Annotated in this window: 19 protein-coding genes; 6 read left to right on the top strand and 13 right to left on the bottom strand. The window is 64.1% G+C overall.

Translation table 11 applies throughout. From position 1 onward, the window contains the following. Positions 1 to 231: 231 nt before the first annotated feature. From Q0X61_RS02345 to Q0X61_RS02330, 4 genes are read right to left on the bottom strand one after another with little or no spacing between them, the layout of a single operon-like run. Positions 232 to 588 carry a hypothetical protein gene (locus Q0X61_RS02345; protein WP_297739949.1) on the bottom strand — a complete coding sequence of 119 codons (357 nt, stop codon included), beginning with the start codon at positions 586 to 588 and terminating at the stop codon, positions 232 to 234. A 38-nt stretch (positions 589 to 626) separates the two neighbouring features. Next, on the bottom strand, positions 627 to 1,109 hold the full coding sequence (gene ispF, locus Q0X61_RS02340) for a 2-C-methyl-D-erythritol 2,4-cyclodiphosphate synthase (protein ID WP_297739947.1): 483 nt from the start codon (positions 1,107 to 1,109) through the stop codon (positions 627 to 629). Between the two features lie 2 nt (positions 1,110 to 1,111). After that, the gene (gene ispD / locus Q0X61_RS02335) at positions 1,112 to 1,795 is read right to left on the bottom strand and encodes a 2-C-methyl-D-erythritol 4-phosphate cytidylyltransferase (RefSeq protein ID WP_297739945.1); all 684 of its coding nucleotides are present in this window, start codon (positions 1,793 to 1,795) and stop codon (positions 1,112 to 1,114) included. Position 1,796: 1 nt separating this feature from the next. Next, entirely contained in the window at positions 1,797 to 2,282 is a 486-nt protein-coding gene (locus Q0X61_RS02330; RefSeq protein WP_297739943.1) for a CarD family transcriptional regulator, read from the bottom strand. A 415-nt stretch (positions 2,283 to 2,697) separates the two neighbouring features. On the opposite strand from Q0X61_RS02330, the gene Q0X61_RS02325 reads away from it, so the two are divergent. Beyond that, positions 2,698 to 3,207: a hypothetical protein gene (locus tag Q0X61_RS02325; protein ID WP_297739941.1), complete on the top strand. Its 510-nt coding sequence runs from the start codon at positions 2,698 to 2,700 to the stop codon at positions 3,205 to 3,207. Positions 3,208 to 3,249: 42 nt separating this feature from the next. Here Q0X61_RS02325 and Q0X61_RS02320 read toward each other — a convergent pair whose 3' ends face one another. Further along, the gene (locus Q0X61_RS02320; protein WP_297739940.1) at positions 3,250 to 3,927 is read right to left on the bottom strand and encodes a response regulator transcription factor; all 678 of its coding nucleotides are present in this window, start codon (positions 3,925 to 3,927) and stop codon (positions 3,250 to 3,252) included. Beyond that, positions 3,924 to 5,078, bottom strand: a complete 1,155-nt coding sequence (locus Q0X61_RS02315) for a cell wall metabolism sensor histidine kinase WalK (protein WP_297739938.1) — start codon at positions 5,076 to 5,078, stop codon at positions 3,924 to 3,926. Before Q0X61_RS02315 ends, Q0X61_RS02320 begins: the two co-directional genes overlap by 4 nt. A gap of 176 nt (positions 5,079 to 5,254) precedes the next feature. Here Q0X61_RS02315 and phoU point away from each other — a divergent pair, with 176 nt between their 5' ends. The 3 genes from phoU to Q0X61_RS02300 all read left to right on the top strand — a co-directional run bounded on the left by phoU (position 5,255) and on the right by Q0X61_RS02300 (position 7,788). Then, a complete protein-coding gene (gene phoU, locus Q0X61_RS02310; RefSeq protein ID WP_108871217.1) occupies positions 5,255 to 5,920 on the top strand; it encodes a phosphate signaling complex protein PhoU in 666 nt (221 codons plus the stop codon). Positions 5,921 to 5,997: 77 nt separating this feature from the next. Continuing rightward, positions 5,998 to 6,747, top strand: a complete 750-nt coding sequence (locus Q0X61_RS02305; protein WP_297739934.1) for a phosphoglyceromutase — start codon at positions 5,998 to 6,000, stop codon at positions 6,745 to 6,747. A 306-nt stretch (positions 6,748 to 7,053) separates the two neighbouring features. Beyond that, entirely contained in the window at positions 7,054 to 7,788 is a 735-nt protein-coding gene (locus Q0X61_RS02300; protein ID WP_297739932.1) for an SDR family oxidoreductase, read from the top strand. A 12-nt stretch (positions 7,789 to 7,800) separates the two neighbouring features. Here the strand turns inward: Q0X61_RS02300 and Q0X61_RS02295 are convergent, their stop codons facing one another. From Q0X61_RS02295 to Q0X61_RS02275, 5 genes are all read right to left on the bottom strand, one after another. Then, entirely contained in the window at positions 7,801 to 9,249 is a 1,449-nt protein-coding gene (locus Q0X61_RS02295; protein ID WP_297739931.1) for an AI-2E family transporter, read from the bottom strand. Between the two features lie 201 nt (positions 9,250 to 9,450). After that, positions 9,451 to 9,816 carry a biotin/lipoyl-containing protein gene (locus Q0X61_RS02290; RefSeq protein WP_297739958.1) on the bottom strand — a complete coding sequence of 122 codons (366 nt, stop codon included), beginning with the start codon at positions 9,814 to 9,816 and terminating at the stop codon, positions 9,451 to 9,453. A gap of 20 nt (positions 9,817 to 9,836) precedes the next feature. Continuing rightward, positions 9,837 to 10,097: a hypothetical protein gene (locus Q0X61_RS02285; protein WP_297739929.1), complete on the bottom strand. Its 261-nt coding sequence runs from the start codon at positions 10,095 to 10,097 to the stop codon at positions 9,837 to 9,839. A 13-nt stretch (positions 10,098 to 10,110) separates the two neighbouring features. Further along, positions 10,111 to 11,667 carry an acyl-CoA carboxylase subunit beta gene (locus Q0X61_RS02280; RefSeq protein ID WP_297739956.1) on the bottom strand — a complete coding sequence of 519 codons (1,557 nt, stop codon included), beginning with the start codon at positions 11,665 to 11,667 and terminating at the stop codon, positions 10,111 to 10,113. An 11-nt stretch (positions 11,668 to 11,678) separates the two neighbouring features. After that, the gene (locus Q0X61_RS02275; RefSeq protein ID WP_297739927.1) at positions 11,679 to 13,172 is read right to left on the bottom strand and encodes a methylmalonyl-CoA carboxytransferase subunit 5S; all 1,494 of its coding nucleotides are present in this window, start codon (positions 13,170 to 13,172) and stop codon (positions 11,679 to 11,681) included. A 268-nt stretch (positions 13,173 to 13,440) separates the two neighbouring features. Between Q0X61_RS02275 and ald the strand changes: the two genes are divergently transcribed. Next, the gene (ald, locus tag Q0X61_RS02270) at positions 13,441 to 14,556 is read left to right on the top strand and encodes an alanine dehydrogenase (RefSeq protein WP_297739925.1); all 1,116 of its coding nucleotides are present in this window, start codon (positions 13,441 to 13,443) and stop codon (positions 14,554 to 14,556) included. 191 nt (positions 14,557 to 14,747) lie between these two features. After that, positions 14,748 to 17,051: a TIM-barrel domain-containing protein gene (locus tag Q0X61_RS02265; RefSeq protein ID WP_297739923.1), complete on the top strand. Its 2,304-nt coding sequence runs from the start codon at positions 14,748 to 14,750 to the stop codon at positions 17,049 to 17,051. Between the two features lie 164 nt (positions 17,052 to 17,215). Here Q0X61_RS02265 and trxA read toward each other — a convergent pair whose 3' ends face one another. Continuing rightward, on the bottom strand, positions 17,216 to 17,575 hold the full coding sequence (trxA, locus tag Q0X61_RS02260) for a thioredoxin (protein WP_297739921.1): 360 nt from the start codon (positions 17,573 to 17,575) through the stop codon (positions 17,216 to 17,218). Between the two features lie 78 nt (positions 17,576 to 17,653). Continuing rightward, positions 17,654 to 18,400: a class I SAM-dependent methyltransferase gene (locus Q0X61_RS02255; RefSeq protein WP_297739919.1), complete on the bottom strand. Its 747-nt coding sequence runs from the start codon at positions 18,398 to 18,400 to the stop codon at positions 17,654 to 17,656.

The following is an 18,400-nucleotide window of genomic DNA, read 5'->3' as shown; positions in this document are numbered from 1 at the left end:
ACTTCCCCCTGCGCCGCCTTCGGTGCGATAGCACACGTGATCACTCTCGTTTCTTCCGTCGAGTCCGGATTCAGATAGCACGCCCCACCGTCGAACTGCTGCAGATCTTGTTGACCCTCACCCATCTCCTCCGGGCTCCTATACGCACCGACAGGTACAAAGCTGATCCGCCTCCGGCCATCTCTGTACACAGGCTGCAATTGCCCACCCACTTCTTGCAAACTGCAGCCCTCAGCCCTCCAGTTTCTCCGGCAGTATCTCGCGCAAAACGGCGTACCCGTCGCTGATTTGGCCAGGCGCGCTCGGGTCGCCCGTCGGTGGTTCCTCCGTCGCGGGCATGTCGGTGCTAGGAGCTTCACTTGGTTCGGGCTCAGGTTCCGGTTCCGGCGGCTCAGTCGCCGATGGCGTCGGTTCAGCAGAAGGCTCGGGCGAGGGGCCGCCGTCGGTGGGCATGAAGGCCCAGATCAGCAGCCCGATGAGAGCGACGGCAAGCACAGCGATCACGACAAGGTACGGGGTGCGGTTGGGCCGAGGTGCATTGGGGAATCCGGCGAAGCCGGGTGGTCCCGGTTGTGCAGGTCCAGACATCGTAGGCCTCCTACCTTCGTAGCCAGTGACGGGGCGCGTCAAGGCGTCGTGGTACTAGCCAGCCTAACCGACGCGACGGCCACTGCAGCCACGCCTTCGCCACGCCCTGTGAGGCCAAGACCATCCGTCGTGGTGGCCGTGACCGTCACCCTGCCACCCAGCGCAGCACCCATGACCTCTTGCGCTTCCTGCCGCCGCCCCGCCATTTTCGGGCGATTGCCAATCACCTGCACCGCGACGTTAACGATCTCATAACCCGCCTCACGCACACGCCTAGCCGCCTCAGAAAGAAACTCGACGCCGCTCGCGCCCGCCCACTGTGGCTCGCTCGTACCGAAGTTGCTGCCCATGTCGCCGAGCCCGGTGGCGGAAAATAGGGCATCGCAGATGGCATGCGCGGCGGCATCGCCATCGGAGTGTCCCTCGAGGCCGCACGGTTCGTCGGGAAAGGTGAGGCCGGCCAGCCGCATCGTCGCACCCTCGACGAGCCTGTGCACGTCGGTGCCAATACCTACCAGCATGGTCAGCTCCTCGCTCGCCACATCGCCTCGGCCAGCACGAGGTCAAGCGGCTCGGTGATTTTCATCGCCTCGCGATCTCCTTCGACGAAGGTAATCGGCGCACCGATGAGCTCACAAGCTGACGCGTCGTCGGTCACCGCGATGCCGTGCTGCTGAACGTGGCGATGCCCGGCGCGCAGCACGTCGGCAACGAACCCTTGCGGGGTTTGCACGGCCCTGAGCGCCGCGCGATCAACGACGGCGCTGCCTTCACCCTCCACGCGCCTCATTGAGTCGATGACCGGCACGACGGGGATCACTGCCTGCGCTCCCGAGGCGAGCGCCTGCATCACTGTGTTCACAACGCGAACCGGAACGAGCGGGCGGGCCGCGTCGTGCACCAACACGACGGGGGCGTCCACCTCGTCGAGGCCCTTGCGCACCGATTCCGGGCGCTCGGCGCCGCCAGAGACGATGGTGAGTTCGGTGAGCCCTAACAGGGCGGCGCGGAATTGGTCGGGGTGGCCCGGATGGGCCACGACGACGATCTGCCCCACGCCCGCGCTACGCAGGACGTCGACGGATCGTCGCACCATCGGTACCCCGCCGACATCAACGAGCGCCTTCGGCAGCTCGCGTCTGAGCCTGGAACCAGAACCGGCCGCCACCACGATGGCGGCGACCGGTTGCATGCTGCGGTTGGTCATCTCAGGAGGCGAGAATCTCATCCAGTCGGGCTTCAGCCTTCTCGTTATCCAGCTTGTTCGCGACGGCGACCTCTTCGACAAGAATAGTGCGTGCCTTGGTGAGCATCCGCTTCTCGCCAGCCGACAGGCCCTTGCCCTGGTCGCGGCGCCACAGGTCGCGTACAACCTCGGCAACCTTCAAAATGTTGCCGGAGTGCAGCTTCTCCATGTTTGCCTTGAAACGACGGGACCAGTTCGACGGCTCCTCGGTGTTCTTATCGCGCAGGACGTTGAACACCTTCTCGAGCCCCTCTTCATCGACGACATCGCGGACGCCCACGAGATCGAGGTTGCATGCCGGGACACGAACCACCAGATCGTTTTGTCCGATGATGCGAAGGACGAGATACATGCGGTCTTCGCCCTTGATAGTGCGGTTTTCGATATCTTCGATGACGGCCGTCCCGTGATTGGGGTAGACCACCGTTTCACCGATAGAAAAAGTCATATTGTTTTGGCCCCTTTCGCGAGGCCATTCTATCAGACTTTTCCGCGTGTCTCCTTGGACAAATCTCAGGCAAGTGTGATTGGGTTCGCCTCCCGCGTAGTTACGTCTCGACACAGCGGCTACGCCGCCTACTCGACGGTCGGAGGCGGACCGTCCGGGCCCATCAGGCGGTTGAGTAGCGAGCGCAGGCGCGTATCGAAACCATCAAAACCACACCCGAGATGATTTCGACACGCGGGCTCCGCCCGCGGCTCAATCATCGAGCCTGGCCCACAGGCGATTGAGTAGCGAGCGCAGCTCACATATCGAAACCCGGCCACACACTTCAATAAGCTCGGTGAGCCGTCGGGACGACGAATGTCACTGGTTGCGGCTAGTATGACGACCATCACCTATCGTCTCGGAAGGTTGCACCATGTTCGCTCGCGTACGGAAAGCAGCGCTGGCCTGCGTCGCCGCATCCGCCATTGCTCTCACGGGCTGCACCGCCTCCGGGTGGCAGCCGAACGTGCCTCCGGCAGCCGGGGTTCAAGGCGAGCTGGCGGTGACCCAAGGAAACGGTGCGGCCGCAAGCGAGAAGGCTCGCAACGTGCTGTTCGTCGTTGACGATGAGGGCAAAGGGCTGCTCGCAGGCACCGTCGCATCGGTAGACGGCACGCAAGTGCAAGCCATTCACTACGCGCCGGAAAAGCCGGACGGCTCCTTCGGCGAACCGAGCACACTCGATTTCCAGGCCACCGTGCCCGCAGATGGAACGGCGCGATTCGAGGAGAAGCCCGTCACCGTCAAGAATGCAGACCTCACGCCCGGTCGCAACGCGCGCGTGGTCATCGAGCTCAGCACCGGCTCCATCCCGCTCGAGGTGCCCGTGTACTCCAATACGCACCCTGATTTCGAGAAGCTCTGGGAGACCACGCAGTCCTAGCCTGCGCGGCCAACTGGCAGCGCCCGGCGGGATCCCCGTCGCTCAGCCTTCATACTTGTAGCCCAGCCCGCGCACGGTGATGAGGCGCTCCGGCTTCGACGGGTCGCGTTCAATCTTCGACCGCAGACGCTTGATGTGCACGTCGAGGGTTTTGGTGTCGCCGACGTAGTCGCTGCCCCAAATGCGGTCGATCAGCTGGCCCCGAGTGAGCACTCGGCCCGGGTTGCGCAGCAGCAGCTCGAGCAGGTCGAATTCGCGCAGCGCAAACCGCACTTCCTGCCCATCGACGTACACCTGGTGACGCTCGACGTCGATACGCACTCCCCCCACCTCAACGACGTCGGGGACGAGTTCCTGGTCTTGCCCGCGACGCAGCACCGCTCGCACGCGCGCCACGAGCTCGCGGTGGCTGAACGGCTTGGTGACGTAGTCGTCGGCGCCGAGCTCGAGGCCCACCACCTTGTCCACCTCGCTGTCGCGAGCGGTCACCATGACGATGGCGACGTTGGACCGCGCACGCAGCTGCTTGCACACCTCAAGGCCGGGTAAGCCCGGCATCATGAGGTCCAACAGCACCAGGTCGGCACCGTGCTTGTCGAACTCCGCGAGGCCCTCGGCACCGTCGGCGGCAGTGTTGACGTCGAAACCCTCCTTCTGGAGCATGAACGCGAGCGCGTCGCGGTACGACTCCTCGTCTTCGATGATCAGAATGCGTGTCATTGATCTTGCCCTTCACCTTTCAGATCGCTCGGCACGGGAAATCGCAGCGTGAACGTGGAGCCTTGCCCAAGGTTCGACCACACCGTGATGGCTCCCCCGTGCGCCATGACGATGTGGCGGACAATCGAGAGCCCGAGCCCAGTGCCCCCGGTATCGCGGCTGCGGCCGTAGTCGACTCGGTAGAAGCGCTCAAAAATCCGCTCCTGGTCTTCCTTCGAGATGCCGATGCCGTTGTCGGACACCTTCACCTCGACGACATCCTCACCGTGGTCGCGCTCCGTAACGATATTGACCGCCACCCGAGCTCCCTTGTCGGAGTAGTTGATGGCGTTTTGCACCAGATTGGTGACGGCGTCGGTGAGCTCCCACTTGTCACCGGCGATGGTGACGTCCTGCAAATCGCCGACGATGATATGCACCCGCCGGTCTTCCGCAGACTCGCGGCAGTTGCTGATGGCATCCTCGACAACCTCAACCAGCGACACCGGCTCGTGCGCGACGTTGGGCGCCGCCGACTGCAAGCGAGACAAGTTGATGATCTGCGACACCAGCTCCGACAGGCGCTTCGTCTCACGCTGCAAGCGCACGGAGAAACGCTCGACGGCCGCCGGATCGTCCTTCGCAGCTTCCACCGCCTCCGCGAGCACCCCGATCGCGCCGATGGGCGTCTTCAGCTCATGCGAGACATTCGCCACGAAATCCCGACGAATCGCCTCCACCCGACGCGATTGGGCGTTGTCAACACCCAGCACCAGCAGCTGATCCTCGTCGAGCTGACTGATCGACACTGTGAGCGACAGCGGCGGCTCACCCGGAATCGCTTCCCGGCTGATGTCGCCAGAAAACTCCGAGCCAGACTGCCGAACATCCCGCGCTTGTTCGAGCAAATCCTTGTAGCCCAGCCGGGTGCCTTTCACGAGCGAAATGTGCACCGCGGCTTCGTTGTGCCCCAAAATCTCATCGTGGGGACCAACGACGGCCGCCCCAATGGGCAACTGCGCGATGAGGCGCTCGACGAGCGGATCGATCGTCGGTTTGAGTTGCGCGAGCGCGACAGTGCGCCGGCGGGATGCCCACACCAGCGCCACCACTGCACCGGCGAGCAGCAACGCCAACGCCGCCCCCACCAAGCCCGCGCCAACGTACAACATGGCACCGAGTTTAGTGGCCCGCCACTGCCCGTCGAATGCACCCAAAATCGTCACCAAGCGTTCACATACTGTTCAAAATCTCATCCCAGAATGGGAAGGTTGGACGGCTAGCGTGGACCGTTGTCCACCAGACTGCATTCAGCCCATAGCATTGAGACATCAACCAAGGAGATGCCATGCGAACCAGCTACCACGAAGAACTCGACGGGCTCCTGAAGAGCCTGCTCCACATGGCGGAACTCGTTGAGACCGCACTCGAGGAGAGCACCGCGGCCCTGTTCGAGGCCGACATCAACCGTGCTGAGGCCGTCATCAGCAACGACGCTGAGCTCGATCAGTTGCACGAGAAGCTCGAATACGAATGCCTGTCCCTGCTCGCTCTCCAGGCCCCTGTGGCCGGCGAACTGCGCACCGTCGTATCTGCCATCCGAATGGTCTTCGAACTCGCTCGCATGGGTGACCTCGCCGCGCACATCGCCAAGATTGCCCGCCTGCGCTATCCCAACAAGGCCGTGCCGGCAAGCCTCGAACCCAACTTCCGCTCCATGAGCGAGATCGCATTGAAGATGATTGACGTGGCGCGCGAGGCCCTCGCCAACCGCGACGCCCAAGAGGCCTACGGCCTGGCCGACATCGACACCAAGATGGACGATCTTCGTCGTGAACACTTCAACGTGTTGCTGGACGAAAACTGGAACGACGGTATCGCTGCTGCCGTCGATGTCGCGCTCATCGGCCGTTACTACGAGCGCTTCGCCGACCACGCCGTCGCGGTGGGTCGGCGCACCATCTACCTGATCACCGGCGAGGTCCCAGAAGGCGAAGACTGGCCCAACGCCTGATTCTTTAACTGCTGCGACGCCCGCATATCCCCCACCAGGTGATGCGGGCGTCTCGCATAGGCGGGTAGGCTGCAACCATGACTAACACGCTGATCCTGCTCCGCCACGGCGAGAGCGAATGGAACGCCAAGAACCTGTTCACCGGCTGGGTGGACGTCGATCTCAACGAAAAGGGCCTCGCCGAAGCCGAGCGCGGCGGCACGCTCCTGAAGGAGGAGGGCATCCTGCCCGACGTGGTGCACACCTCGCTGCTGCGCCGCGCCATCAAGACCGCCAACATCGCTCTCGACAACGCTGATCGCCACTGGATTCCGGTGAAGCGCTCCTGGCGTCTCAACGAGCGCCATTACGGCAAGCTGCAGGGCCTCAACAAGACCGAAATCCGCGACCAGTTCGGCGAAGAACAGTTCATGCAGTGGCGTCGCAGCTACGACGTGCCACCGCCGCTGATCGACGCTGACGGCGAGTTCTCGCAGTTCTCCGATGAGCGCTATGCCGACATCCCCGAATCGGAACGTCCGCTCACCGAGTGCCTCAAAGACGTCGTCGGGCGCATGCTCCCGTACTGGGAGGCCGAGATCAAGCCCGACCTCACCGCGGGAAAGACGGTGCTCGTCGCCGCACACGGCAACTCGCTGCGCGCGCTGGTGAAGCACCTCGACGAGATCTCCGACGACGACATCTCGAGCCTCAACATCCCCACCGGCATTCCGCTGGTGTACGAGCTCGATGAGGCCTGCAAGCCCGTCACGAAGGGCGGCCGCTACCTCGATCCGGAGGCCGCTGCTGCTTCCATCCAGGCCGTCGCCAACCAGGGCAAGAAGTAACCGTCGGGCCACGCCCGCCTTTTGACCGTTATCCTCCACGCCTGCACATAATCCTCGAAATACGGGGGTGTGCAGCTTCTCATGGAGGATAACGGTCACTTTTTGTGGTGCCCCAGGGCGCACATGCCGGCGCGGGCTCAGCGACGGTGAGGAACTCCGCCGGCCGGCACTCTACAAATTTCGACCGTTATCCTCCACCAAAAGCCGCGAACCCCCTCAAAATCCAGATTTTCTTCGGGCGTGGAGGATAACGGTCATTTTCGGGTGGTCGCTGATTCAGCGCGGCTGACCGCGTAGGCTTGCGACATGAAGACCGCAGTAGTGACAGGAGCAAGCTCGGGAATCGGTGCCGCAACCGCGCGGCTGCTCGCTCAGCATGACCACAAGGTGATCTGTGTTGCCAGGCGGGCCGAGCGCGTCGAAGCCTTGGCCAGCGAGATCGACGGCATCGCATTCCCCTGCGACATCACCAACCCCGACGACGTGGCCCGCCTCGCGGACGCCGTCGGAGATTCCCTCGACGTGCTGGTCAACAACGCGGGCGGCGCGCTGGGCCTCGAGGATGTGAGCGAAGCGCGCCTAGAGCTGTGGGAACGCATGTACGCCACCAACGTGCTCGGTACCGCGCGCGTCACCCAAGCACTCCTGCCCGCGCTCACGACGGCGACGGGCATCGTCGTGTTCGTCACCTCAATCGCCGCCGACGCCGGCTACGAAGGCGGCGCGGGGTACTGCGGCGCGAAGGCCGCGGAGCGTTCGCTGGTGGAATCCATGCGGCTGGAACTGGTCGACACCGACGTGCGGATCACCGAGATCGCACCTGGCCTCGTCGCCACCGACGAATTCTCACTCACCCGTTTCGAGGGCGACGCAGACCGCGCCGCGAAGGTGTATGAAGGCGTTCCCGGCCCGCTGGTCGCGGAAGATATCGCCGACGCCATCTGTTGGATGGTCACCCGGCCCCACCACGTGAACGTCGACCGCCTGACCATCCGGCCGCGCGCCCAGGCGAAGCACAAGATGCACCGCGTCGCCCAGTAGCGCGCCGCGCCCTTACTCCGACGGCGCCTCGTCGTCGTGGTGCTTCCCGCGGCGCTTGAGCTTGCGGAACACCGACGTCACTGGGTTGCGAGCGTCTCCTTCGTCCACCGCGACAGGGGGTTGTTCTGCGTCGGTGTCGTGATCGTGGGTGGAACGCACTCGGCGCAGCACCAGGTCTTGGAAGAAGCGCGCCGACTTCTCCGATTCGCCACCGACGACGTGCCCGTCGTCGGTGGCCCACGCGATATCGCTGGCGACGCGATCGCCAGTTCTGAGGTCGATCATGTCACCCAGATAGCGCAATACGACGGCGCTCGCCGCCGCCACCGGCACCGCGAGGAAGGCGCCGATGATGCCGAACCAACCGCCGCCCAACAACACTGCCAAGATGATGACGACGGGGTGCAGTTCCATCACGCGAGACTGCAGCACGGGCTGCAGGATGTTGCCCTCCAGTTGCTGCACCAAGATGACGAGGCCGAGCACGAGAAGCGCCTGCACGACGTCGCCCGTCACCAGCGCGACGAGCACGGCGACACCGCCAGCGGTGACGGCACCGACGATGGGAATGAACCCGGCCATGAACGTGAGCACGGCGATAGGGAACGCGAGCGGCACCTTCATCAGCCACAAACCGCCGCCGATGAACACCGCATCCACCATGGAGACAATCGCCTGCGTGCGAATGTATCCCGACAGGGTGTTCCACAGGCGCGTGAACAGTTCGGAGACGTGGAAGCCGCCGCGTCGCCCAACCACCGAGCGCGCCCAGCCAACAAACTTGTGCCCGTCCTTCAGCATGAAGAACACGATCACGAGCGTCATGGCCAGCGTGACGAGGCCGCTGGAGACGCTGCCACTGACGTTGAGCACGATGCTCACCAGGTCTCCAGAATGGCCCTGCAACCACTCGGTGAGCTGGCCGAGGTAGCGGTTGAGTTGTTCGTCGTGGATGTTCAGCGGCGGACCAGACGCCCAGTTTTGTATCTTTCGGATGCCCTTCACCGTTTGATCGGCGAGCACCGGCCACTGGCTCACGACGCTGGGCGCGATCAAGCTCACCAGCCCACCAATCAGCCCAACACCGAGCAGCAAACTCACCAGCGCGCCGATGCCGTGAGGTACACCGATGTGGCGAAGGCCACTCACGACGGGGTACAGCACCGAGGCGATGAGTAACGCAAGCAGCAGTGGGATGAGCGCTTCGCGCACCTGGCCCAGCGTCCAGAAGGTGAGGGCGACGGCTGCGGCCATGAGCAGGAACCGCCCCGACCACGCCGCGGCAGCCTTCGCGCCCTCGCCGATCACGTCGGCGCGGTCCACTGGTGCACGCGGGTTGGGGGTAGGCAGACTTGTGTGGTCGTCGGGGTCAACGGGTTGCTCGCGGCGCATGCCGCTCATCTCCTGACGCAACTCGTCGAGCGACAGCGGCTGCGTCGGTTCGTCCTCGTCGTGGCTCATCGAATCTCCAATCCCGGGCCTATGCTATCCAATCGTTAGAGCGGGTAGCTGGGAATGCACCTCGATACGCCCACTACGTGGGCTACTCGATGATCGGGACCGGGCCCCGATGACCGAGGGTGGAACGCAACAAAGAATGCGGGAGACCACCTGTTTCGGTGGCTTCCCGCATTCCTTATCGTCGGACCGAGTTGCGACTGGTCAGTCGGCCATGGCGATGAGGGCCTGGCCGCCCTGGACTGCGTCGCCCTTCTGCACGAGGATGGTCTCGATCTTGGCGGCCTTGGGGGCCGTGATCTCGGTCTCCATCTTCATGGCCTCGAGCACCAGCACGACGGTGCCGGCTTCGACTTCCTGACCTTCCTCCACGAGGATACGGCTCACCGAACCGGCGAGCGGCGCGGTAATGGCGCTCGCGCTCGACGCGGGCATCGAGGCCTTGGTGGGGATGGGGTTCGAGCCGCCATTGACGCCGATCACCACCGGCCCCAATCCCTGGCGCTCCTCTTCCTGCACCTCGACATCGATCTCGTACTCCGTCTTGTCGACGGTCACCTTCAACTTCATCATTGCCTACTCTCGGACTGTCAACGGTTGTGGGGTACCGAACGGTTGTGCACACGGCCACGCGCCGCCGCCGCCCAGTTCTCCTGGTGACGGAAGCGCACCGCACGCACCTTCGCCTTGTGGCCCAGGTATGCCGCAATCGCGGCGCCGATCACCACGAGGTGCTCCTCGGGAATCTGCTTATCGGAATTCAAAGCAGCGAGCTGCGCCTCCACGGAGGCCAGGCGCTCGGTGAGCGCCTGCACCTGCTCTTGGAGTTCCTTCACGGAAACATCAGACATCTGCGTGCTCCGATCAGGCCGGGCCCAGGCCGTGCTTCTTGGCGGGACGAATCTCGCGCTTACCGACGAGGATCTCAAGCGCCATCGCGATCTCACGGCGGGTGTCTGCGGGGTCAATGATGTCGTCGACGAGACCACGCGCGGCCGCCATGTACGGCGTCGAGAAGGTCTCGCGGTATTCCTCCACGAGTTCTGCGCGACGCGCCTCCTTGTCTTCGGCAGCCTCGATCTCCCTGCGGAAGACGACGTTGGCAGCGCCCTCCGCACCCATCACGGCGATCTCGGCCGTCGGCCAAGCGAACACCTTGTCAGCGCCCAAATCCTTCGAGCACATCGCGAGGTAGGCGCCGCCGTAGGCCTTGCGCATGACCACGGTGATCTTCGGCACCGTCGCGGCGGAGTAGGCGTAGAGCATCTTCGCACCGTGGCGGATGATGCCGCCGTGTTCCTGCGCGACGCCGGGCAGGAAGCCGGGCACGTCAACGAGGTTCAGCAGCGGGATGTTGAACGCGTTGCAGAAGCGGATGAACCGCGACGCCTTGTCCGACGAGTCGATGTCGAGTACACCAGACATCACCGAGGGCTGGTTTGCGATGATGCCCACCGTGCGGCCGTTGATGCGGGAGAAGCCGACGACGATGTTCATCGCCCAACCGGCCTGGACTTCGAGGAAGTCACGGTGGTCAACGATCTCAGCGATGACGTCACGCACGTCGTAACCCTTGTTGCCCTGGACGGGGATGATGTCGCGGAGCTTCTCGTTGGGCTCCACCACGTCGTCGGGGTCGATGATCGGCGGCTCCTCGGAGTTGTTCTGCGGCAGGAAGCTCAGCAGCTTCTGCGCAATCAGGATTGCCTGCTCGTCGTCGTCCGCGACGAAGTGCACGACGCCGGAGCGTCCCATGTGCGCGTCCGCGCCACCCAGGTCGTCCTGCGTCACTTCCTCGCCGGTGACCTGCTTGATCACGCCCGGGCCCGTAATGAACATGTGGGCCTTGCGGGTCTGGATGATGAAGTCGGTCAGCGCCGGGGAGTACGCGGCACCACCGGCGCAGGGGCCGGAGATGATGGAAATCTGCGGCACCGCACCTGACAGCAGCACGTTCTGGTAGAAGACCTTGCCGTAGCCGGACAGCGAGTCGATGCCTTCCTGAACGCGGGCACCGCCAGAGTCGTTGATGAAGATGAACGGGGTGCCGGTTTCCAGCGACGAGTGCAGCGCCTCCGCCACCTTGATGGAGTGCGCCTCTCCGGCAGAACCACCCATGACGGTGAAGTCCTGGCTAGCGACGTGCACGGGCCGACCGTACACGGCACCAGTTCCGGTAACCACACCGTCGGCCGGCATGTTGGCTTTGTCCATGCCGAAGGTGGTGGTTCGGTTGCGACGGAACGCGCCGACCTCCTGGAAGGTGCCGTCGTCAAGCAGTCTTCCCAGCCGCTCGCGAGCCGTCATCTTGCCCTTGGCGCGCTGCTTTTCCAGCCTTGCCTCGCCGCCGCCGGCCTCAACCTCGGCGCGGCGTTCCTTCAACTGTTCGAGGCGTTCAGCCATCGTGTATTCGTGAACCATGCTCATGCTCCTCAGGCGGGCTCAACCGTGACGCTGTGTTCGCGTCCGGCCAGCTTGACGTTGTAGTTGACGGGTGCGGTGATGCCCTGTGCGGGGCCTGCGGCCTTGGCCCGCTCGGCAGCCAGCTGCTCGGGCGACTTGGCGACGCTCTTCGGACCCTCCGCACGGGTGGCGAGGAACTTCCCAGCCACGTTCGGGAACATGGCGTACGTGAGCACATCCTCGTCGGTGCCGTCGAAGCCGTCGAGTTCCTTCGCCTCTTCCGTGAGTTTGTCCCACTCGGGAGGCAGCAAGTCGGCAGGGCGCACCGTGATCTGGTCTTTCTTGGACTGCGCCTTCGCCAACTCGATCACCTCGGGGTTGCGCTCGCCCAGGCACTCGCCGTAGTAGCCGAGCATCAGGTCGGCGAACTCGCCGGTCATCACCTTGTAGCGGCCCATGAGCACGTTGAACACGGCCTGCGTGCCAACGATCTGCGACGACGGAGTCACCAGCGGCGGGTGCCCGGCGTCGGCCTTGACTCGCGGAACCTCGGCCATCACTTCGTCGATGCGGTCGCCAGCGCCCTGCGCCCTGAGCTGCGACTCCATGTTGGACAGCATGCCGCCGGGAATCTGGGAGCTGAAGATGCCGGTATCGACGAGCGTCTTCGACTCGAACTCAGCGTACTTCGGACGCACGGCCTTGAAGTGGTCACGGATCTTCACGAGGCGGTCCATGTCGAGGCCGGTCTCGTAGCCGGTGCCTTCTAGCATCTCGACGAGCGACTCGGTGGGGTTGTGGCCAGGACCGAGCGACATTGAGGAGATTGCCGTATCGACGACGTCCGCGCCCGCTTCGATGGCCTTCATCAGCGACACCAGGGTGACGCCGGTGGTGGAGTGGCAGTGGACGTTGATCTGCACGTCGCCGTAGGTGTCCTTAATGCCCTTGACGATGTCGTAGGCGGGCTGCGGCTTCAGCAGGGCAGCCATGTCCTTGAACGCGATGGATTCTGCGCCCATATCGATCAGCTGACCAGCCAATTTGATGTAGCCCTCGACGGTATGCACCGGAGAGATCGTGTAGCAAATCGTGCCCTGAGCGTGCTTGCCTGCGTCGCGCACAGCCTGCATCGCACGCGCCATGTTGCGGGGATCGTTCAGCGCATCGAACACACGGAAGACGTCCATGCCGTTCTCGGCAGACTTCTCCACGAACTTGTCGACGACGTAGTCCTCGTAATGGCGGTAGCCCAACAGGTTCTGCCCACGCAGCAGCATCTGCAGCCGCGAGTTCGGCATCAACTTGCGGAACGTGCGGAGACGCTCCCAGGGGTCTTCGTTGAGGAAGCGGATGCACGCATCGTACGTCGCACCGCCCCAGCATTCCACGGACCAGTAACCGGCCTTATCAATGTCTTCACACGCATCGACCATGTCCTCCATGGCCATGCGAGTTGCCATCAAACTCTGGTGCGCGTCACGGAGGGCAAGCTCGGTGACGCCAATCTTTCGCGCACTCATGCGTACTATCCAACCATGCCACCCAAGGCCATCGATAGGGACCCCTGGCGCGAAGCCTCCCTCGCTCGTTTGATAGCATTCGGAGGCTTATTCTGCCCATTCGCAGGCCACCCTTGGTGTGCAGCAACCACTGGTAGCGACTATGCCAGCGCCGAGCTCATAGTCTGTGGCTCTGTACATCGCCGGACTGGGCGCAGTTACCGTGATTTCCGCATGGTTGCTGTACCGGTTGCTGGGCCGCGGCACTACCTGATGGAGAGGTAACACTATGCGCATCGCAGTCCCCACTGAGGTCAAGAACAACGAGTTTCGCGTAGCCATTACCCCCGTCGGTGTGGCTGAGCTCGTGCACCACGGCCACGAGGTCTTCATCCAGCAGGGGGCAGGCGAGGGCTCGGGCATCACGGACGAAGAATTCGCCCAGCAGGGCGCGACGATCATCGAGGACGCCCAAGCCGCCTGGGAGTCCGGCGAGATGATTTTGAAGGTGAAGGAGCCCGTCGAATCGGAGTACGGCTTCCTCCGCGACGACCTCACGCTGTTCGCTTACCTGCACCTGGCCGCAGACCGTCCACAAACGGAGGCACTGCTAAGGGCAGGTACCACCGCTATCGCTTACGAAACCGTGCAGCTACCGAACCGGCTGCTACCTCTGCTGTACCCCATGTCTGAGATCGCCGGTAACCTCGCCCCGCAGGTGGGCGCGCACGCCATGATGCGCCCACACGGCATGGCAGGCATGCTGATGGGTTGCGTGAGCGGCGTGAAGCAAGCGAGAGTCGTCATTCTGGGCGGCGGCACGGTTGGCCAGAGCGCCACCAACATCGCGCTCGGCATGGGTGCCGACGTCACTGTTCTGGACACCGACTTGGACAAGCTGCGCACCACGTTCTGGCGGTTCAACAATCGGGTGCACAGCATCGCCTCGTCGAAACTCACCGTGCGCGAGCAGGTGTTGTCGGCCGACCTCGTCATCGGCACAGTGCTCATCCCCGGAGCCAGAACCCCCAAAGTCGTGACCAACGACATGGTGGCTGACATGAAGCCCGGCTCCGTGCTCGTCGACGTCGCCATCGACCAGGGCGGCTGCTTCGAAGATTCGCACCCGACAACCCACGAAGACCCGATGTTCCAGGTGCACAACAGCACCTTCTACTGCGTCGGCAACATGCCAGGAGCAGTGCCCACCACGTCGACGTGGGCGTTAACCAACGCGACGCTCCCCTACGTCATGCACCTGGCGGAGAAGGGCTGGCAACAGGCCATGCGCGACGATCACGCTCTCGCGCTCGGCCTCAACACCCACGCCGGCAAGCTGTTCGTGCAGGGAGTCGGTGACGCCTTCGACATGGACGTCACCCCACTGAATGATGCCCTGGCTTGAGGGGACGGGAAGATGCCCTACAGATAGATCAAGTTGGTGGTGGGCAGACGAGCCACCAATTTGATCTATCCTTGCTGATCCGCGTCTGGGCTCGGCGAGGCGGGCGTCCGGGAGGCCTCGCCACCGTCGCGAACCCATGGCCAAGTGACCGCACGCGTGCTCCTGGCGCGCTCCTCCCGTAAGTTAGGGGCATGCGGCATGAACAGCAGACGGTGCAAGGCCCCACGTGGCGAATCCAGGTGCTCGGCGAGGCACTCGTACGCCTTGAGTGGGATGCGGAGGGCGTCTTCGTTGATGCCCCCACCCAGGTGGTAACCGACCGCCCGGTCGAGCACACTGCAATGGTGGTCGAGGAACGCGGCGACGGCGTGCAGATCATCACGGAAGCGTTCCAGCTGGATTACGACGGCGCCTCGCCCAGCTCCGCGGGGCTCACCGTTCGGGCGCGATCGAATTACCACGCGGTCTGGCGGTTCGGCCAACCCTTCGAGAACCCCTTCGCGCGACTGTTCGGTAAGCCAGTCAACCTCGGCGGCACCACGCGCACGCTCGACACCGTCGACGGGCGCTGCGAGCTCGACGACGGCATCCTGAGCGATTTGGGTATCAGCGTGCTCGATGACTCGGCGTCGTTCCAAGTGCTCGCCGGCGACGAGTTCGTCGCGCCTCGCGCGGGCCACGTCGATCAGTATGTGTTCGTCCACGGCCACGACCACGCGGGCGCGCTCGCGGATTTCGCCCGGCTGACGGGCCCCACGCCGCTCATCCCGCGGTACGCGCTCGGCAACTGGTGGAGCAGGTTCCACCGCTACTCAGCGGACAGTTACAACGAGCTGATGAGCACGTTCGAGCGCCACGAGCTGCCGTTTAGCGTGGCCGTCATCGATATGGATTGGCACATCACCGACGTGGAGCGCCGGTTTGGGCACGGGTGGACGGGCTACACCTGGAACCGCGAACTCTTCCCCGACCCCGAGGCCTTCCTGCAGAGCCTGCACGAGCGCGGGCTAGCTGTGTCGCTGAACGTGCACCCTGCTGACGGTGTCCGGGCCTTCGAGGAGGCGTATCACCGGGTTTGTGAGTTGGTGGGACAAGAGCCGAGCGACGAGCTCCCCGTCGATTTCAATCTCACTGATCCTGCGTTCAGGAAGGCGTACTTCGAGGCGGTGCATCACCCATTGGAGGAGCAGGGGGTCGATTTTTGGTGGATCGATTGGCAGCAGGGCTCCATTGCGCACAACGGCATGGATCCGCTGTGGCTCCTGAATTACTTCCACACGGTGGATATGGCTCGACGGGGTCAGCGCCCGCTGATCCTCTCCCGCTACGCGGGCCCCGGCTCGCATCGTTTCCCCGTCGGGTTCTCGGGCGACGTGATCTCGTCGTGGGCGTCGCTGGCGTTTCAACCTGAGTTCACAGCGACGGCGGCGAACATCGGCTACGGCGTTTGGAGCCACGACATTGGCGGGCACCTGCTTGGGGTGCGCGACGACGAGCTGGCGCTGCGCTGGCTGCAGTTTGGGGTGTTCTCCCCCATCAACCGGCTGCATTCCAGCAACGACGAGTTCTCCCGCAAGGAGCCGTGGCAGTACCGCGACGATGTGAGCGACGTGATGGGCGCGTTCCTGCGGCTACGCCACGCGTTGGTGCCGTACCTCTACTCAGAGTGGGCGGATGGCACGCCGTTGCTGAAGCCCATGTACCACGCCTATCCGTCAAGCGATGGGGCCTACGACGTACCGAACCAGTACCTCTTCGGCAGTCAGCTGATCGTCGCCCCGGTGACCTCCCCGACAGACGACGTCACCCAGCTTGCCGCCACGCACACGTGGCTTCCCGAGGGACGGTTCGTCGACGTGTTCACCGGCTTGCGCTATGCCGGAGGCAGGTATGTGACGATGCACCGCGATATTGAGTCCATTCCTGTGCTCGCGCGCGACGGCGCGATCATCCCGCTGGCGGCGCGCGGCACCCGGCCGGCGGATCTGCCGGCACAATTCGACGTGTGGGTGGCTCCCGGCGCCGACGGCAGCTACACACTGGTGGAGGATGACGGGGCGCTCGACGCCGCGACGGTCACCACGCGCATCACCTGGCATGATGCGACGCGCACCCTCACCGTCGACGTGCCGACCGGCGCCATCCACCTACTGCCCGAAACCCGCACGTGGCGGGTGCGCCTGCTGGGCGGCGGCATCGACGAACTACGCGAGGCCGGCGTGACGCTGCGCACCTCACCGCTGGAGTGGACTGCGCCCGAGGTAGTGGCCGACGACGACGTGCGCGCCCGCTGCCAGGTGATCTTGGAGCGCGCACAGACGGCCGTCGCCCACAAACAGACGGCGGCGCGTATTCTCGACGAAGCCTCCTCGCCGCTGCGCGCGGTGCAGGCCTTACGCGAGACCCCAGTGCGTGGCGTCACGCCCGACGAGGTGACCCGCCTGCCGGAGCCCCTCGTCGCGGCCCTTGCCGAGGTGTTGACCGCGTCCGCGTGATCGGCTCCGGAGGTTGAGTAGCGAGCGAAGCTCGCGTATCGAAACCCCGCTTTCTCCGGTGATTGAGTAGCCGCCGAAGGCGGCGTATCGAAACCGGTTGCTGCATCTCGATACGGCGACTACGTCGCCTACTCGATGGCCAGATGGTGCGGGCTTCCTCAGCCTCAGGACTGCTGCTTGGCTTCCTCGAGGAGCGCGTCGATGTCGAGTTCCTTGATCTGCTCAATCAGGGAATCGAGTTGCTTGCTGCTCAGGAGGCCGGACTGGCGAAACACCAGCTGGCCCTTACGGAAGCCCATGACGGTAGGGATGGACTGGATTTCGAGCGCAGCGGCAAGATCGCGGGCGTCCTCGGTGTCGACTTTGGCGAACACGACGTCGGCGTGGCGTTCGGAGGCTTCCTCGAAGATCGGGCCGAACCGCTTGCAGGGGCCACACCAGTCGGCCCAGAAATCGACGAGCACCACCTCATTGCCTTCAACGGTGGACGCGAAGTTCTCGGTGGTCAGTGCCGTGGTGGCCATACATAGTCCTTCCCTATCGGAATTGGATTGCTACTCATTTCTAACGTGTTGTGCGCCCATTTCATTCCCGATTGGCAACTAGTTGAGCGCGAGGATGCGTCGGAACGGAAGCGGCACCCGGATTTCCCCATGCCGTGCTCGATCCGCGAGGTGCTCCACCGCCGCGTGTGCGCGCGCCACATCGTCGGTAGCACGCAGCCCTGCCAAAAGCAGCTCAGCGTCGTCACGGTTGCGCACCGTGAAGTAGAACCTGGCACGCGCGTCCTCCGCCTTCTGCAGCCCCGCGTAGCGCAGCAGGCGCACGGCGCGGAACTCTGTCTGCCCCGGCACGTGCGGAAAACGCCGCAGAATACGCACCAGCGACGACATCTGTCTCGCCTCGAACAGATTCAGGGGGCGCATCGACGGCGTCAGTGCGGCGAACATACCTCCCGGGCGCAGCACCCTGGCGACCTCCGAGAGCATCAGCATCCGGTTCTCGTTGACCGCGAGCCCCATGTCGCTCACCACAGCGTCGAACGTTGCGGGCCCAAACGGCAGATAGTTCACGTCGCCTTGCACGAGCTCGCGCCTGTCCCGTCGCTGGGCAACCTCGATGGCGCTGGCAGACCAGTCGACGCCCACCACCAGCCGCCCATCCCGGGCCACTTCTTCCACCATGGCGCCGGCTCCGCAGGCGAGCACCAGCACCCGCTTGGCGATGGCAGACACCGCGCGCCCCAGCCATTGGTACGGGGTATGCTCGCCGCCGAAACTGCGCGAGAGCACCTCCTCGATGGCACCGGGGCGGCGATTCAGCAGCCAGTGCAGCGCTTGATCATTCAC

The sequence above is a fragment of the uncultured Tessaracoccus sp. genome (assembly GCF_947255005.1).
Lineage (GTDB): Bacteria > Actinomycetota > Actinomycetes > Propionibacteriales > Propionibacteriaceae > Arachnia.
This window is presented reverse-complemented; position numbering and strand designations above follow the sequence as displayed.

Excerpts from the sequence above, each read along its gene's own strand:
- Q0X61_RS02300 (WP_297739932.1), top strand. The coding sequence starts at position 7,054 with ATGAAGACCGCAGTAGTGACAGGAGCAAGCTCGGGAATCGGTGCCGCA.
- ispF (WP_297739947.1), bottom strand. The coding sequence starts at position 1,109 with ATGCTGGTAGGTATTGGCACCGACGTGCACAGGCTCGTCGAGGGTGCG.
- Q0X61_RS02315 (WP_297739938.1), bottom strand. The coding sequence starts at position 5,078 with ATGTTGTACGTTGGCGCGGGCTTGGTGGGGGCGGCGTTGGCGTTGCTG.
- Q0X61_RS02325 (WP_297739941.1), top strand. The coding sequence starts at position 2,698 with ATGTTCGCTCGCGTACGGAAAGCAGCGCTGGCCTGCGTCGCCGCATCC.
- Q0X61_RS02330 (WP_297739943.1), bottom strand. The coding sequence starts at position 2,282 with ATGACTTTTTCTATCGGTGAAACGGTGGTCTACCCCAATCACGGGACG.
- Q0X61_RS02345 (WP_297739949.1), bottom strand. The coding sequence starts at position 588 with ATGTCTGGACCTGCACAACCGGGACCACCCGGCTTCGCCGGATTCCCC.
- phoU (WP_108871217.1), top strand. The coding sequence starts at position 5,255 with ATGCGAACCAGCTACCACGAAGAACTCGACGGGCTCCTGAAGAGCCTG.
- Q0X61_RS02280 (WP_297739956.1), bottom strand. The coding sequence starts at position 11,667 with ATGGTTCACGAATACACGATGGCTGAACGCCTCGAACAGTTGAAGGAA.
- Q0X61_RS02320 (WP_297739940.1), bottom strand. The coding sequence starts at position 3,927 with ATGACACGCATTCTGATCATCGAAGACGAGGAGTCGTACCGCGACGCG.
- Q0X61_RS02295 (WP_297739931.1), bottom strand. The coding sequence starts at position 9,249 with ATGAGCCACGACGAGGACGAACCGACGCAGCCGCTGTCGCTCGACGAG.
- ispD (WP_297739945.1), bottom strand. The coding sequence starts at position 1,795 with ATGACCAACCGCAGCATGCAACCGGTCGCCGCCATCGTGGTGGCGGCC.
- Q0X61_RS02275 (WP_297739927.1), bottom strand. The coding sequence starts at position 13,172 with ATGAGTGCGCGAAAGATTGGCGTCACCGAGCTTGCCCTCCGTGACGCG.
- Q0X61_RS02305 (WP_297739934.1), top strand. The coding sequence starts at position 5,998 with ATGACTAACACGCTGATCCTGCTCCGCCACGGCGAGAGCGAATGGAAC.
- Q0X61_RS02285 (WP_297739929.1), bottom strand. The coding sequence starts at position 10,097 with ATGTCTGATGTTTCCGTGAAGGAACTCCAAGAGCAGGTGCAGGCGCTC.
- Q0X61_RS02290 (WP_297739958.1), bottom strand. The coding sequence starts at position 9,816 with ATGAAGTTGAAGGTGACCGTCGACAAGACGGAGTACGAGATCGATGTC.
- ald (WP_297739925.1), top strand. The coding sequence starts at position 13,441 with ATGCGCATCGCAGTCCCCACTGAGGTCAAGAACAACGAGTTTCGCGTA.
- Q0X61_RS02265 (WP_297739923.1), top strand. The coding sequence starts at position 14,748 with ATGCGGCATGAACAGCAGACGGTGCAAGGCCCCACGTGGCGAATCCAG.
- trxA (WP_297739921.1), bottom strand. The coding sequence starts at position 17,575 with ATGGCCACCACGGCACTGACCACCGAGAACTTCGCGTCCACCGTTGAA.